Source organism: Pseudomonas sp. TMB3-21 (genome assembly GCF_054898145.1).
The window spans coordinates 1,295,378-1,307,505 of the sequence record NZ_CM142718.1; the positions used below are offsets into that span (position 1 = coordinate 1,295,378).

The window sequence follows — 12,128 nt, forward strand, 5'->3', positions numbered from 1 at the left end:
GAAAACGTGCAATAAATCGCTCCCCCCACGGATGGAATAATGACGGAAGCTATCAAGCGACGCGTTCGGACTGTTGAGTCCTGCGTCGAACAGGAAGTTGGAACCCTCAGCTTCACCACTGCACAATCAAAGCTGCTTCACCGTTTCTCTGAAGAGCTGGCCGACTTGGGCGGGCCGCAATTCTCAAGTGCCAACGCCAAGGCCTGCGACGGGGCCACAGAGCTGAAGCGTTCGTTCTCCGATGATCAAAATGCACTTCTGACGGCTTATTCGGATGGGCTGGTTTCTCTGCTGATCTTTGATGGGTTGCAACGGATCACCGACGCGAGTCCGCCCGCCCAGCTCCCCGACCTGGCAGCCCTGGAGGAGCGACATGACGTCCTCTGTCTGGCCGGCCGCAATCAAATCCTGTTGAAGCTGGTGGACAACAGCGCCTTCGCCTACGACATGGATAACGAAGGAAAACTGGTTCGACTGGTTGCCAACTTCAAGGGCGGCGGGCTGACGGTGATCCACGACGAGCCCACCATCAAAGAACTGAGCTCCCACTCCGGCCTGGCGCTCGGCCCGCACACGGAGGCGCCTTACTGGTGCGCAGTGAACGCGGAAAGAGGGCATTCTCCCTCGCCCTCTTCGCTGATTCTCTCGGCCCTGTGGAATCCGGGCCTGGAACCCACCTTGGTGATACCGCTTCCGCCAATACTGGAGAAAATCGGCATTACCCACAGCCTCGCGCTGACCACTCCTAATTTTCAATTTACTCGCAGTGACTCTTTCGTCGATGGCAAGGGTGAGGACGGTCGGAATGTCTCAATTCTGCAGTTCGATGAAAAGGTCGGCTGGGCAGCACGCTTTAACTCATACCGTTTCTCGCTCCAAGACAATGCCTCCCATTTGGTCGCAAGAGCCTACGCCGCGCTTTGCCAGACGATAGACGAGGCAAATCCAGTCAAACACACACTTACTCAAGAGTCGGCCATGATCATCAATAACGTCCGGGCCCTGCACTGTCGCGATGTTATCAAGGACAACAGACGTGTACTGGTGCGGATTTTCGGCCTGTCAAAATTTTCCTCTCCGATTGTTATTTCAGAAGACCCGTTGCTGCTGCGGGGATGACTCCTGTTTAACGCTCAATTGCCCGATCACCAGTCCTTGGTGAAGTGGCCAGGATGTAAAAAAGAGGAAATAAGATGTCTTGGGATGTCATTGGCATATTGGCACTCGTCGCATTTTGCGCAGGGTTTTTCGACGCTATTGCAGGGGGCGGTGGGTTGATCACGTTGCCCGCATTATTTTTGGCCGGAATGGACCCCATCAGCGCTATTGCAACAAACAAGTTTCAAGCGGCTTCAGCAACGATTTCTGCGACGGTCACTTTCGCTCGTAAAGGATTGATCGAATGGCGCGAGGGCCGCTGGCTGGTTATCTGCGCATTTTTGGGTGGCGCAGGCGGAGCCTTGCTGGTCAGTTCGGTAGATAAGCGTTATCTGGAAGTGTGCGTACCGATCATGCTGATACTGGTGGCCATCTATTTTGCGCTGTCACCGAAACTGACTAACGAAGACCGGCGCAAAAAAATTGGCATTCTGCTTTTCTCGTTTACCGTGGCGCCGATTCTGGGCTTTTACGACGGTATTTTTGGCCCCGGTGTCGGCTCGTTCTTTATCGTCGGGTTCGTGCTCCTGTGCGGCTTGGGGATGATGCGGGCCATGAGTTTTACCAAACTCGCCAATGCCTCATGCAACCTGGGTTCCCTGTCGATCTTCATCACCAAGGGCGTGATTGTCTGGCCCGTCGCCATAGCCATGGCTCTCGCCGCATTTGTGGGCGCTCAATTGGGCGCGCGAGCCGCCGTGCGGGTCGGTCCAAAACTCATCAAGCCGATGCTGATCGTCGTCTGCTGCGCCCTGGCCATCAAGTTGCTGAGCGTAGAAACCAACCCGTTGCGCGTTGCGGTCATGCGGTCGCTGGCTTTCCTGTGAGACTCGGCATGAAGGCCACACTGGATGCTCCAATTCCAGAGTGATTAGCACCCCAAGTCACTGCGAAACGGACTACAGGGCGCGCTCCTTGAGCCCTGCTCGCAGTCGGTATGGTCCCGCAAAATCAACCGAACCTTCCTTCCGGTTTATCAGCCGCGCCCGGCATCGGAGACCTGGCTTCCTTGCAATGATTTCCACCTGTTCATTCAGCAGTGGAAGACTTCATGAGCGTACTCAGACCTGGCAATACTCAAGACTCACACCTCGACACCCTGCTCGGTGATTTGGGCAAGCTGATCCGAGAAGCACGGCTGAAAATTCTGCGCACGGTTGATACCGTTCAGGTGCAAACCTGCTGGCAGATTGGACGGCATATCGTGGAGTTCGAGCAGGAGGGGGCTCGTCGGGCGGCGTACGGTAAACGCTTACTTCCAACCCTCGCGATCAACCTGACTAGCCAGTTCGGCAAGGGGTTTGACGAACGCAACCTGCGATACATGCGGGATTTCTATCAGACTTTTCCAATTTGGAGCGCACTGCGTTCCGAATTGAGCTGGACCCATTATCGCCGCCTGCTCCGCGTAGAGAATGATCGCGCCCGACATTGGTACATGAACGAGTCGGCCGTTCAGAACTGGTCCAGCCGGGCTTTGGAACGCCAGATCAACACGCTCTACTACGAGCGCCTGCTGGTTAGCCGCGACCGATCTGCCGTTGAGCAGGAGGCCTACACCACCATTCAGCAAATGAACGCACAACCCAGAGATTTCATCAGAGACCCGGTAATGCTCGAATTTCTGGGCCTGCCCAATGCAGGGCTTACGCAGGAAACCAGTCTCGAACAGGCATTGATCAATCAACTTCAGGCTTTCTTGCTTGAGCTAGGCAAAGGCTTCGCTTTCATCGCCCGGCAGCAACGGATCAGCACAGAGAGCAAAGACTTCTATATTGACTTGGTGTTCTACAATTACCTGCTGAAGTGCTTTGTCATTTTTGATCTCAAACGTGGCGAGTTGACCCATCAGGACGTAGGGCAGATGGACATGTACGTGCGCATGTATGACGACCTCAAACGTGGTGCGGAGGATGGTCCGACCGTAGGGATTATTCTTTGCGCACAAAAAGATGAATCGGTAGTGCGTTACTCGATGCTGGAAGGTCATGAGCAATTGTTCGCCAGCAAGTACAAGTTGGTTCTGCCTAGCGAAGAAGAATTACGTGCGGAACTGGATCGCGAACGCGCGGCGGTCGAAGAGCGGAGACTCGCTCAGAACACCGGATAAAGTCTATCGTTGACAGCCACTGGCAAAGGTCATACCTGATGAATCTGGACATCGCACTGCCCACCACTCAAGTGGAGCCGCCGCCAGCACAGTCCGTTTCCGGCCACCCCTTCAAAGAGCCCGCCGCAGACGGCTACACCCTTGGCGGTTACACCTGGCGGCATTCGTCTCAAGACATCACTCGTCCAGTGGTGATCATCAACGCCGCCACCTCGGTTCGCTGCCGGCATTACTCGCGCTTCGCCGATTACCTTTTCGACAACGGCTTCGACGTCATCACTTATGATTACCGCGGCATTGGCGAGTCGCGACCGTTATCACTGAGACAGTTGCAGGCGTCATGGTCCGACTGGGGCGCGCTGGATTTCGAGGCGATACTCAAGCGCGCCGAGCGTGAATTTCCCGGGCAAGCCATTGATGTCGTCGGCCACAGCTTTGGTGGCTGTGCTGCAGGCTTGGGCGCATCCGGACACGTCATCCGGCACATGGTCACCGTCGGCGCGCAATTCGCCTATTGGCGCGACTATGCCCCGGCGCAACGCTGGCGGATGTTTGGCAGGTGGCACGTGGCGATGCCACTGATCACGATGCTCTGCGGCTACTTTCCCGGCAAACGCCTTAGCTGGCTCGAAGATACGCCCGCTGGCGTCGTCCGCGACTGGAGTACACCCACAGCGCGGTACGAAACACGACCCAGTGGTCGCATCATCCACGCGGCCGGCGGCAGCCTGCCCTTCGCCAATGTCATCGCAAAAATACTCGCCATCAGCATCGCAGACGATCCTTACGGTACGATTCCCGCCATCGAACGCCTGCTCGCCTACTTCATCAACAGCACAAACACCCACCTGCGGATCGCCCCGGAAGATATCGGCGAACAAGAAGTTGGACATTTCGCCTTTTTCCGCAGCGCATACCAAGCCACACTATGGCCCATTGCATTGTCCTGGCTGCAACACGGCGAACTGGCCCCCGATACGCCCGGGCGGACAGTGCCGCGCAGTCAGCCCCTTTAACGTACAACGGATCAAAACCATGGCTTCCGCCAGCAAACAGCAAAAACGTGCCACCCGCGCCAAAGCCAAGGCCAAGCAAAACCGCACCCAGCGGGCTGCCGCGCCGGTGGAGCTGGACCCGAATGATGATCGCATCGACTTCGAGTCGGTCGATCTGACGGACCTGTTCAAGGAAATGATCGACGCGGAAAAGATCAGCCAGAAAGCCATGTGCACAGCCTTTCTTGAACACCCACTGCTCGCTCTCGTGCTGCAGCAGGAAGGTGAAGAAACCGCGACAGATTTCATCATCGGCGCCTTGATCGAGTATCGCCAATGGTCCACCGAAACAGACGAAGCCGGCGCGCTGGCCTGGATCGAATCCCCAGCCTTCCAGGTCGATTACGTAGCGGCCTCCGAAGCCATCGCGGCCCAAAATCCACAGAAACCAGACTGAGTTCCCATGGCCTCCCTGAATAAGCAGCAGAAACGCGCAAAGCGCGCAAAAGCGAAAGCCAAGCAAATCCGTGTCAGTGGCAGAGCTCCTTTGGCTGGCATCAATGATCCAGCCGAAACAGACGGACTTTACGATCCATACGAGCTTTCGGAAGGAGAAGACGGGATTCCTGAAAATATCCTGATCATGTTCAGCAACATGCAAATGGAAGAAGAACAGGGTCGCGTCAATATGCTGGTGAGCATGTTGGTGTCTTTGAGCGTCATCATCAGCGAAGAGCCTGATCTCCTTGACATGGAAAATGCTGATGACGAAGCCATGGCTGCTACACACCTGGCTGCAGACATGCTGATCGATTATCGGATGTGGGCTGATGGCATCGACCGGGAAGCTGCGCAGCGCTGGCTGGAGGATCCCGAAGTCATCAAGGACTTCGGTACCGCCCTGGATAGCTACCGCCAGGCAATCGATATCGTGATGGAACCAAAGCAGGCTGAGTAAATCACGGCAGAGGTCGCTTTTTCGTGGATACGGCTGTTTCTGGCTTCACGACATCAACATCTGCATGTTCGCCATCGAGAACAAACCGCGGCCGCCTGTCATCCCTGACAGCGGCCGTTTTGCGTCATCCACAAACCATTAATTCAGCGCAGCTGCGCCCACCCTCTGCAGCTTGCGACGCCGAGACACGATCAGTCCCGCAGCGACAACCAGTACGCTCAGCAAACCGGTTGCGAGAATCTCCACACGATGGGCTTCCTGGAACAGCATGATCGTCAGCACACCGACAATGAACACAATGACGGCGTAGGTCAGGCCCGGGAACAGCCACATCCGGAACTCGACTTTCTCCCCGGCCGCTTTACGTTTCTGACGCATGCGCAGCTGGGAAACCGCGATCACCAGATAAACCAGCAACGCGATGGCGCCCGAGCTAGCCAGCAGGAATTCAAACACGGCAGCCGGTGCTACGTAGTTGGCAAATACCGCCAGGAATGCAGCGCCGGTCGACAGCATGACGGCCCAATACGGCGTGCCGCTGCGATTGGTGCGCGTGGAGACGGCCGGCGCATCGCCGCGCTTGCCCAGCGAAAACATCATCCGCGAAGCCGTATAGAGCGCCGAATTCAGGCAACTGGTGACAGCCACCAGCACCACGATGTCGACGATCAGCTTGGCGTTCGGGATGCCCATCCGCTCAAGCACGGTCTGATAGGAGCCGACGCTGGCCAGTACCGGGTCGTTCCAAGGCACCAGCGCCACGACGATGAAAATCGACACGAGGTAAAACAAGCCGATCCGCCAGATCACCGAGTTGGTTGCCTTGGAGATTTGCTTGCCGGGGTCCTTGGACTCCGCCGCGGCGATGGTCACGATCTCCGTACCCATGAAGGAAAACATGGTGGTCAGCATGGCAGCGAGTACCGCGCCCATGCCGTTCGGCAGGAAACCTTGAGTGTCGAACAGGTGCGAGACGCCGCTGACCTGGCTGGTCGGCAGGAAGCCGAAAATGGCCAGAACACCCAACGCAATGAAGCCGACAATCGCAATGACCTTGATCAGAGCGAACCAGAACTCGAACTCACCATAATTCTTCACGCTGAATAGGTTGGTTGCGGTAAGTAGCAGCGTGATCACCAGCGTGAACGCCCAGATCGCGATATTCGGGAACCACGCATGAAGAATGGTCGCAGCGGCGTTGGCTTCCAGCGGAATCACCAATACCCAGAACCACCAGTACAACCAGCCGATGGTAAAACCGGCCCAGTGGCCGATCGCACGATCGGCGTAGGTCGAAAACGAGCCAGTGTCCGGTGAAGCGACAGCCATTTCGCCGAGCATGCGCATGACCAGCACGACTAACGTACCGGCGGCCGCATAGGCCAACAGCACAGCTGGGCCTGCCGCAGCGATGGCGTGGCCGGAGCCGACGAACAGGCCGGCACCGATAACCCCGGCGATCGACAGCATGGTCACATGACGCGGTTTAAGCCCCTGTTCGAGGCCGTTGGAGCTTGGGTTACTGCTCATAAAACTACCTTTGTAAGGGAAAGCGGTGTGCGTCCATCCCGCCGACATTCCTTTCTCGTAAAAAGAAACCAACGGGGCGTTTCTTATTCCGCACGCAATAATTGCGCCAAAATGTAACAAAGTCTGTAAACCCGAGGGCTGAGGACTGACCGGACAGTCATCGCAAGTCATTGAGATTAATGGCAATTCGCCAGAGCGTTACCCTGCGACTCACTTTCAGGACGAATACCCGCACCAGAAACCCAGCATAAAAATGCCGGTCGCCCAATAAATGTGCAGATCAGCCACGTTTGTCCGGATAGCGCTTCCAGTACCCCGCCAAAGCTGGCACCATCGCGCCTTTTTTTAGGCGACACCTGCAGCGTTATAGCTAAAAGCAGGCTTCAAACAGCTGTTCGGTTGATAGCAGCGCGACAGTCTGCTGCGCCGATGCGACAACCGACCGCACGCCACCCGTTTACCGCTCCAACCGCTGTTGGCTGCCATTCAGACGCTATGCTAGCTTGGCCGCCTCGCCAGGAAGGCCGCTAACAGCAGGAGCGAAATATTATGAGGAACGCACATGGCTGAGGCCACGCCCGCGCTTGAAATCCGCAACTTGCACAAACGCTACGGCCAGCTCGAAGTGCTCAAAGGCATCTCGCTGACCGCCCGCGACGGCGATGTGATCTCGATCCTGGGTTCCTCCGGTTCCGGCAAGTCCACGTTCCTGCGTTGCATCAATCTGCTGGAAAACCCGCATCAGGGTCAGATTCTGGTGGCGGGTGAAGAACTCAAGCTCAAAGCCGCGAAGAACGGCGAACTGGTTGCTGCCGATGGCAAGCAGATCAATCGCCTGCGCAGTCAAATCGGTTTTGTGTTTCAAAACTTCAATCTGTGGCCGCACATGAGCGTGCTCGATAACATCATCGAAGCCCCGCGCCGCGTGCTCGGTCAGAGTAAAGCCGAGGCCACCGAAGTCGCCGAGGCCTTGCTGGCCAAGGTTGGCATCGCCGACAAACGCCACGCCTACCCCGCCGAACTGTCCGGCGGCCAGCAGCAACGCGCGGCCATCGCCCGCACACTGGCGATGCAGCCCAAGGTGATTCTGTTCGACGAACCCACTTCCGCGCTTGACCCGGAAATGGTCCAGGAAGTACTTAATGTCATCCGTGCATTGGCCGAAGAAGGCCGCACCATGTTGCTCGTGACCCATGAAATGGGCTTTGCCCGTCAGGTCTCCAGCGAAGTGGTGTTCCTCCACCAGGGCCTGGTAGAAGAGCAAGGATCGCCACAGCAGGTGTTCGACAACCCGCTTTCGGCGCGCTGCAAACAATTCATGTCCAGCAACCGCTAACGGAGCTATCCACATGCAGAACTTCAAAAAGATCTTCCTGGCAGCCGCCGTCACCCTGGCGTTCAGCGCCGGTGCCGCCGCCGAAACCTTGAAGATGGGCATCGAAGCGGCTTACCCGCCGTTCAATAACAAAGATGCCAGCGGCAACGTTGTCGGCTTCGACAAGGAAATCGGCGACGCGCTGTGCGCCAAGATGAAAGTTGAATGCACCGTGGTCACGTCTGACTGGGACGGCATCATCCCGGCCCTGAACGCGAAGAAGTTCGACTTCCTGATCTCTTCGATGTCGATCACCGACGAGCGCAAGCAAGCGGTCGACTTCACCGACCCGTACTACTCCAACAAACTGCAATTCATCGCGCCGAAAAACGTCGAATTCAAAACCGACAAGGATTCCCTGCAAGGCAAAGTGATCGGCGCACAACGTGCGACCCTCGCCGGCACCTGGATGGAAGACAACATGGAAGGCGTCGAAGTCAAACTCTACGACACCCAGGAAAATGCATACCTCGACCTGACCTCCGGTCGTCTCGACGGCATCCTGGCTGACAAATACGTGAACTACGAGTGGCTGAAAAGCGACGCTGGCAAGTCGTACGAATTCAAAGGCGACCCGGTGGAAGAAAGCGACAAGATCGGTATCGCAGTCCGTAAAGGCGATGAGATTCGCAACAGGCTGAACACCGCTCTGAAAGAAATCGTTGCCGACGGCACCTACAAGAAAATCAACGACAAGTACTTCCCGTTCAGCATCTATTGATTCTGACCTGCCGGACCGACGCTGTTCTCTGACGGCGCCGGTCCCCGGCATTGCCTGCCGCGATTGAAAAGAATTCCATGACTATCGATCTCTACGGATTCGGCCCCGCGCTCGCCGCTGGCGCGCTGATGACTGTGAAACTGGCACTCTCTGCCTTGTGTCTCGGGCTGGTGCTCGGCCTGCTCGGCGCTTTGGCCAAGACTTCCCCGTACAAGCCGCTGCAATGGCTTGGCGGCACGTATTCCACGTTGGTTCGCGGCATTCCGGAATTGCTCTGGGTGCTGCTGATCTACTTCGGCACGGTCAATCTGATGCGTGCCCTGGGCGAATTTTTCGGCAAGCCCGACCTCGAACTCAACGCGTTCTCCGCTGGCGTTATCGCGCTGGGCCTGTGCTTCGGCGCGTATGCCACGGAAGTTTTCCGGGGTGCGATCCTGGCGATCCCCAAAGGACACCGTGAAGCTGGCGTCGCCTTGGGCCTGTCGAAATTTCGCATCTTCACCAAGCTGATCATGCCGCAGATGTGGCGCATCGCCCTGCCCGGCCTGGGCAACCTGTTCATGATCCTGATGAAGGACACCGCGCTGGTGTCGGTGATCGGCCTGGAAGAAATCATGCGCCATGCGCAAATTGGCGTGACCGTGTCCAAGCAACCGTTCACCTTCTATATGGTGGCTGCGTTCATGTACCTGGGCCTGACGATTCTGGCCATGACCGGCATGCACTTCATGGAAAAACGCGCCGCTCGCGGCTTCGCGAGGAGCACCCAATGAACTGGGAAGTCATCATCAAATGGCTGCCGAAACTGGCCCAGGGCGCCACGCTGACCCTGGAGCTGGTGGCCATTGCAGTGATCGCCGGGTTGCTGCTGGCGATCCCGCTGGGCATCGCCCGGTCATCACGTCTCTGGTACGTGCGCGCGTTTCCCTACGCCTACATCTTCTTTTTCCGCGGTACGCCGTTATTGGTTCAGCTGTTCCTGGTCTACTACGGCCTGGCGCAGTTTGACGCGGTGCGTAACAGCTCAATGTGGCCTTATCTGCGCAACCCGTTCTGGTGCGCGACCGCCACCATGACGCTGCACACTGCCGCTTACATTGCCGAGATCCTGCGCGGTTCGATCCAGGCGATCCCGAAGGGAGAGATCGAAGCCGCCCGGGCGCTGGGCATGTCTCGCGCCAAAGCAATGTTTTACATCATCCTGCCTCGTGCGACCCGCATCGGGTTACCGGCGTACAGCAACGAAGTGATCCTGATGCTCAAGGCCAGCGCCCTGGCCAGTACCGTGACGTTGCTGGAGCTGACCGGCATGGCCCGCACCATCATTGCCCGGACGTACCTGCCGGTGGAGATCTTCTTCGCCGCGGGCATGTTCTATCTGCTGATGGCGTTTGTACTGGTCCGCGGCTTCAAGCTGCTGGAGCGCTGGCTGCGCGTTGATGCCTGCCAAGGGCGCTGATCCCTGCGTGTTGACGGGCGAGGACCTGCTCGCCCGCTTCGCGGCGCTGGATGCGTTTCTGACAGTGCATCAGGCGCTGTGGAAGCCTCGGCCGTTCACACATCTGCATTTGCCTTGGGAAGCGTCCTACCCGCAATTGGCTGCATGGCTGCGGGTTCGGACACTGGAGGATGCAGAAAACGCGCACAACCAGCCTGCACTTCTCGATGCGCCAGAACCCTTCGCTTCACTAGCGGCCATGTCGATTGAGCTGAGTGCTGTGGGTGATTTGCCTTCGCGTGAACTTGAAGCGGCAGGCCATCGCTTGAACGTTGATGTGCCGGGGCGTAAATGGCAGCAGATCGAGGCGTTTGCCAGTCGGTTGATATTTACCGCCACCGCGACCCATTGGCTGGACTGGTGTTCAGGCAAAGGCCACTTGGGTCGACGCTTGTTACAACATTCTCAGCAGCTCACTTGCCTGGAATACGATCCGGCGCTGGTCATAAGTGGGCAAGCGCTCAGCCAGCGTCATCAGTTGCACGCTCTACATGTCGAGCAGGATGTTCTGGCGCCAGGCGTCGCTTCTTTATTGAACGCCTCGCACACGCCGGTCGCGTTGCACGCTTGCGGTGATCTGCACGTGCGGCTGATTCAGCTCGCCAGCGCGGCCGGTTGCAAACAACTGGCGATCGCGCCGTGCTGTTACAACCGGATCAGTTCTACCGCTTACCAGCCAATTTCCCGCGCTGGCTTGAGATCCGACTTACAGCTTTCACTCGACGATCTGTCGCTACCTGCGAGTGAAACCGTTACAGCGGGTGCCCGGGTCAGACGTCAGCGCGATACTTCGATGGCTCGGCGGCTGGCTTTCGACCTGCTGCAACGGAAGTTTCGCGGTGTTGATGAATACTTGTCTACGCCTTCCCTGCCAAGCTCATGGCTGGATAAGTCGTTCGCTGATTACTGCCATCATTTGGCTGCGCTGAAAGAGTTATCCACAACGGGCACGCAGGATTGGCCAGCGCTTGAAGCTGCTGGATGGCAGCGGTTGGCCGAGGTGCGCAATCTTGAGCTGCTGCGCGGACTTTTCCGACGCCCGCTTGAGCTCTGGCTGGTACTTGATCGGGCACTTTTCCTGATTGATCAAGGTTACGACGTCAGACTCGGCACCTTCTGTGAAACACCGCTCACACCGCGTAATTTCATCTTGCTCGCGGAGAAGACCTAGACGCCGAGCGCCTGTGGATAAGTCTGTTGATGAAATTATAGTGGATCCAATATTTACAGCTGTTTCAGGGGTGAAACGCTGTTGTTCACTTTTCATACACTCGCATAAAAAACCGCTAAAACAGGGATTTGCGTGCTTAATGAGAACAGATCCACAAAATTGCTCGTCGTGGCGCGATACATATGCCGCGTTGTGCATAAGCGTTAAGCCGAAACAACATAAACAGCTTTCCGTGCTTGGCTGTGTTTCCCAAGTGCCGCATTGATCGGCGATGGATTACGGGAATTTAGGAGGCCGAATACGGGCGTTTTTGCTGGATCTCATCAGCATTATCAGGGCTCGTAGACCTCACATGACGCCTTCGCAAAAATAGTCTGAATTCAGGGGTTTACAGAACCATTCCAATCGCTATAATCGTCGCCCTAACACGCCGGTATAGCTCAGTTGGTAGAGCAACTGACTTGTAATCAGTAGGTCCCGGGTTCGACTCCTGGTGCCGGCACCACATTAGGCTCCACTGCATTCCACCGCATGCTCTGGAAGCCCCGAAAACCCGCCCTTTGGCGGATTTTTTCGTTCCAGAACCCTCCGTCGGGATCCAACAAAATCCCC

The 12,128-nt window shown here is 56.9% G+C and carries 12 protein-coding genes and 1 tRNA gene; 12 read left to right on the forward strand and 1 reads right to left on the reverse strand.

The features are described from left to right. Positions 1 to 39: 39 nt before the first annotated feature. From ACYZTS_RS06000 to ACYZTS_RS06025, 6 genes are all read left to right on the forward strand, one after another. Positions 40 to 1,119 (forward strand): hypothetical protein, encoded by a 1,080-nt coding sequence (locus ACYZTS_RS06000; RefSeq protein WP_461994710.1) that lies wholly within the window; start codon positions 40 to 42, stop codon positions 1,117 to 1,119. Between the two features lie 74 nt (positions 1,120 to 1,193). Further along, entirely contained in the window at positions 1,194 to 1,985 is a 792-nt protein-coding gene (locus tag ACYZTS_RS06005) for a TSUP family transporter (protein ID WP_028620958.1), read from the forward strand. A 224-nt stretch (positions 1,986 to 2,209) separates the two neighbouring features. Next, entirely contained in the window at positions 2,210 to 3,268 is a 1,059-nt protein-coding gene (locus ACYZTS_RS06010) for a PDDEXK nuclease domain-containing protein (RefSeq protein ID WP_461996358.1), read from the forward strand. 38 nt (positions 3,269 to 3,306) lie between these two features. Further along, entirely contained in the window at positions 3,307 to 4,284 is a 978-nt protein-coding gene (locus ACYZTS_RS06015; protein ID WP_461994712.1) for an alpha/beta hydrolase family protein, read from the forward strand. A gap of 19 nt (positions 4,285 to 4,303) precedes the next feature. Further along, positions 4,304 to 4,720, forward strand: coding sequence for a hypothetical protein (locus tag ACYZTS_RS06020; RefSeq protein WP_461994714.1), 417 nt, complete (start codon positions 4,304 to 4,306; stop codon positions 4,718 to 4,720). A 6-nt stretch (positions 4,721 to 4,726) separates the two neighbouring features. Beyond that, the gene (locus ACYZTS_RS06025; RefSeq protein WP_461994716.1) at positions 4,727 to 5,221 is read left to right on the forward strand and encodes a hypothetical protein; all 495 of its coding nucleotides are present in this window, start codon (positions 4,727 to 4,729) and stop codon (positions 5,219 to 5,221) included. 138 nt (positions 5,222 to 5,359) lie between these two features. Here the strand turns inward: ACYZTS_RS06025 and gabP are convergent, their stop codons facing one another. Then, positions 5,360 to 6,751 (reverse strand): GABA permease, encoded by a 1,392-nt coding sequence (gene gabP / locus ACYZTS_RS06030; protein ID WP_461994717.1) that lies wholly within the window; start codon positions 6,749 to 6,751, stop codon positions 5,360 to 5,362. 562 nt (positions 6,752 to 7,313) lie between these two features. Here gabP and ACYZTS_RS06035 point away from each other — a divergent pair. The 6 genes from ACYZTS_RS06035 (at position 7,314) to ACYZTS_RS06060 (ending at position 12,021) form a co-directional block, all read left to right on the forward strand. After that, entirely contained in the window at positions 7,314 to 8,087 is a 774-nt protein-coding gene (locus ACYZTS_RS06035; protein WP_150579548.1) for an ABC transporter ATP-binding protein, read from the forward strand. 13 nt (positions 8,088 to 8,100) lie between these two features. Beyond that, positions 8,101 to 8,847 carry an ABC transporter substrate-binding protein gene (locus ACYZTS_RS06040; protein ID WP_028620965.1) on the forward strand — a complete coding sequence of 249 codons (747 nt, stop codon included), beginning with the start codon at positions 8,101 to 8,103 and terminating at the stop codon, positions 8,845 to 8,847. Positions 8,848 to 8,924: 77 nt separating this feature from the next. Further along, the gene (locus tag ACYZTS_RS06045; protein ID WP_028620966.1) at positions 8,925 to 9,620 is read left to right on the forward strand and encodes an ABC transporter permease; all 696 of its coding nucleotides are present in this window, start codon (positions 8,925 to 8,927) and stop codon (positions 9,618 to 9,620) included. Further along, the gene (locus ACYZTS_RS06050; protein ID WP_150579546.1) at positions 9,617 to 10,306 is read left to right on the forward strand and encodes an ABC transporter permease; all 690 of its coding nucleotides are present in this window, start codon (positions 9,617 to 9,619) and stop codon (positions 10,304 to 10,306) included. The genes ACYZTS_RS06045 and ACYZTS_RS06050 overlap by 4 nt, the downstream gene beginning before the upstream one ends. Beyond that, positions 10,287 to 11,516, forward strand: coding sequence for a methyltransferase (locus tag ACYZTS_RS06055; RefSeq protein ID WP_461994720.1), 1,230 nt, complete (start codon positions 10,287 to 10,289; stop codon positions 11,514 to 11,516). The genes ACYZTS_RS06050 and ACYZTS_RS06055 overlap by 20 nt, the downstream gene beginning before the upstream one ends. Positions 11,517 to 11,945: 429 nt before the next feature. After that, positions 11,946 to 12,021 (forward strand) — tRNA-Thr (locus ACYZTS_RS06060). Positions 12,022 to 12,128 lie beyond the last annotated feature (107 nt).

Coding starts and splice junctions, on each gene's coding strand:
- ACYZTS_RS06045 (WP_028620966.1), top strand. CDS start 8,925: ATGACTATCGATCTCTACGGATTCGGCCCCGCGCTCGCCGCTGGCGCG.
- ACYZTS_RS06015 (WP_461994712.1), top strand. CDS start 3,307: ATGAATCTGGACATCGCACTGCCCACCACTCAAGTGGAGCCGCCGCCA.
- ACYZTS_RS06025 (WP_461994716.1), top strand. CDS start 4,727: ATGGCCTCCCTGAATAAGCAGCAGAAACGCGCAAAGCGCGCAAAAGCG.
- ACYZTS_RS06055 (WP_461994720.1), top strand. CDS start 10,287: ATGCCTGCCAAGGGCGCTGATCCCTGCGTGTTGACGGGCGAGGACCTG.
- ACYZTS_RS06000 (WP_461994710.1), top strand. CDS start 40: ATGACGGAAGCTATCAAGCGACGCGTTCGGACTGTTGAGTCCTGCGTC.
- ACYZTS_RS06050 (WP_150579546.1), top strand. CDS start 9,617: ATGAACTGGGAAGTCATCATCAAATGGCTGCCGAAACTGGCCCAGGGC.
- ACYZTS_RS06035 (WP_150579548.1), top strand. CDS start 7,314: ATGGCTGAGGCCACGCCCGCGCTTGAAATCCGCAACTTGCACAAACGC.
- ACYZTS_RS06020 (WP_461994714.1), top strand. CDS start 4,304: ATGGCTTCCGCCAGCAAACAGCAAAAACGTGCCACCCGCGCCAAAGCC.
- ACYZTS_RS06005 (WP_028620958.1), top strand. CDS start 1,194: ATGTCTTGGGATGTCATTGGCATATTGGCACTCGTCGCATTTTGCGCA.
- gabP (WP_461994717.1), bottom strand. CDS start 6,751: ATGAGCAGTAACCCAAGCTCCAACGGCCTCGAACAGGGGCTTAAACCG.
- ACYZTS_RS06010 (WP_461996358.1), top strand. CDS start 2,210: ATGAGCGTACTCAGACCTGGCAATACTCAAGACTCACACCTCGACACC.
- ACYZTS_RS06040 (WP_028620965.1), top strand. CDS start 8,101: ATGCAGAACTTCAAAAAGATCTTCCTGGCAGCCGCCGTCACCCTGGCG.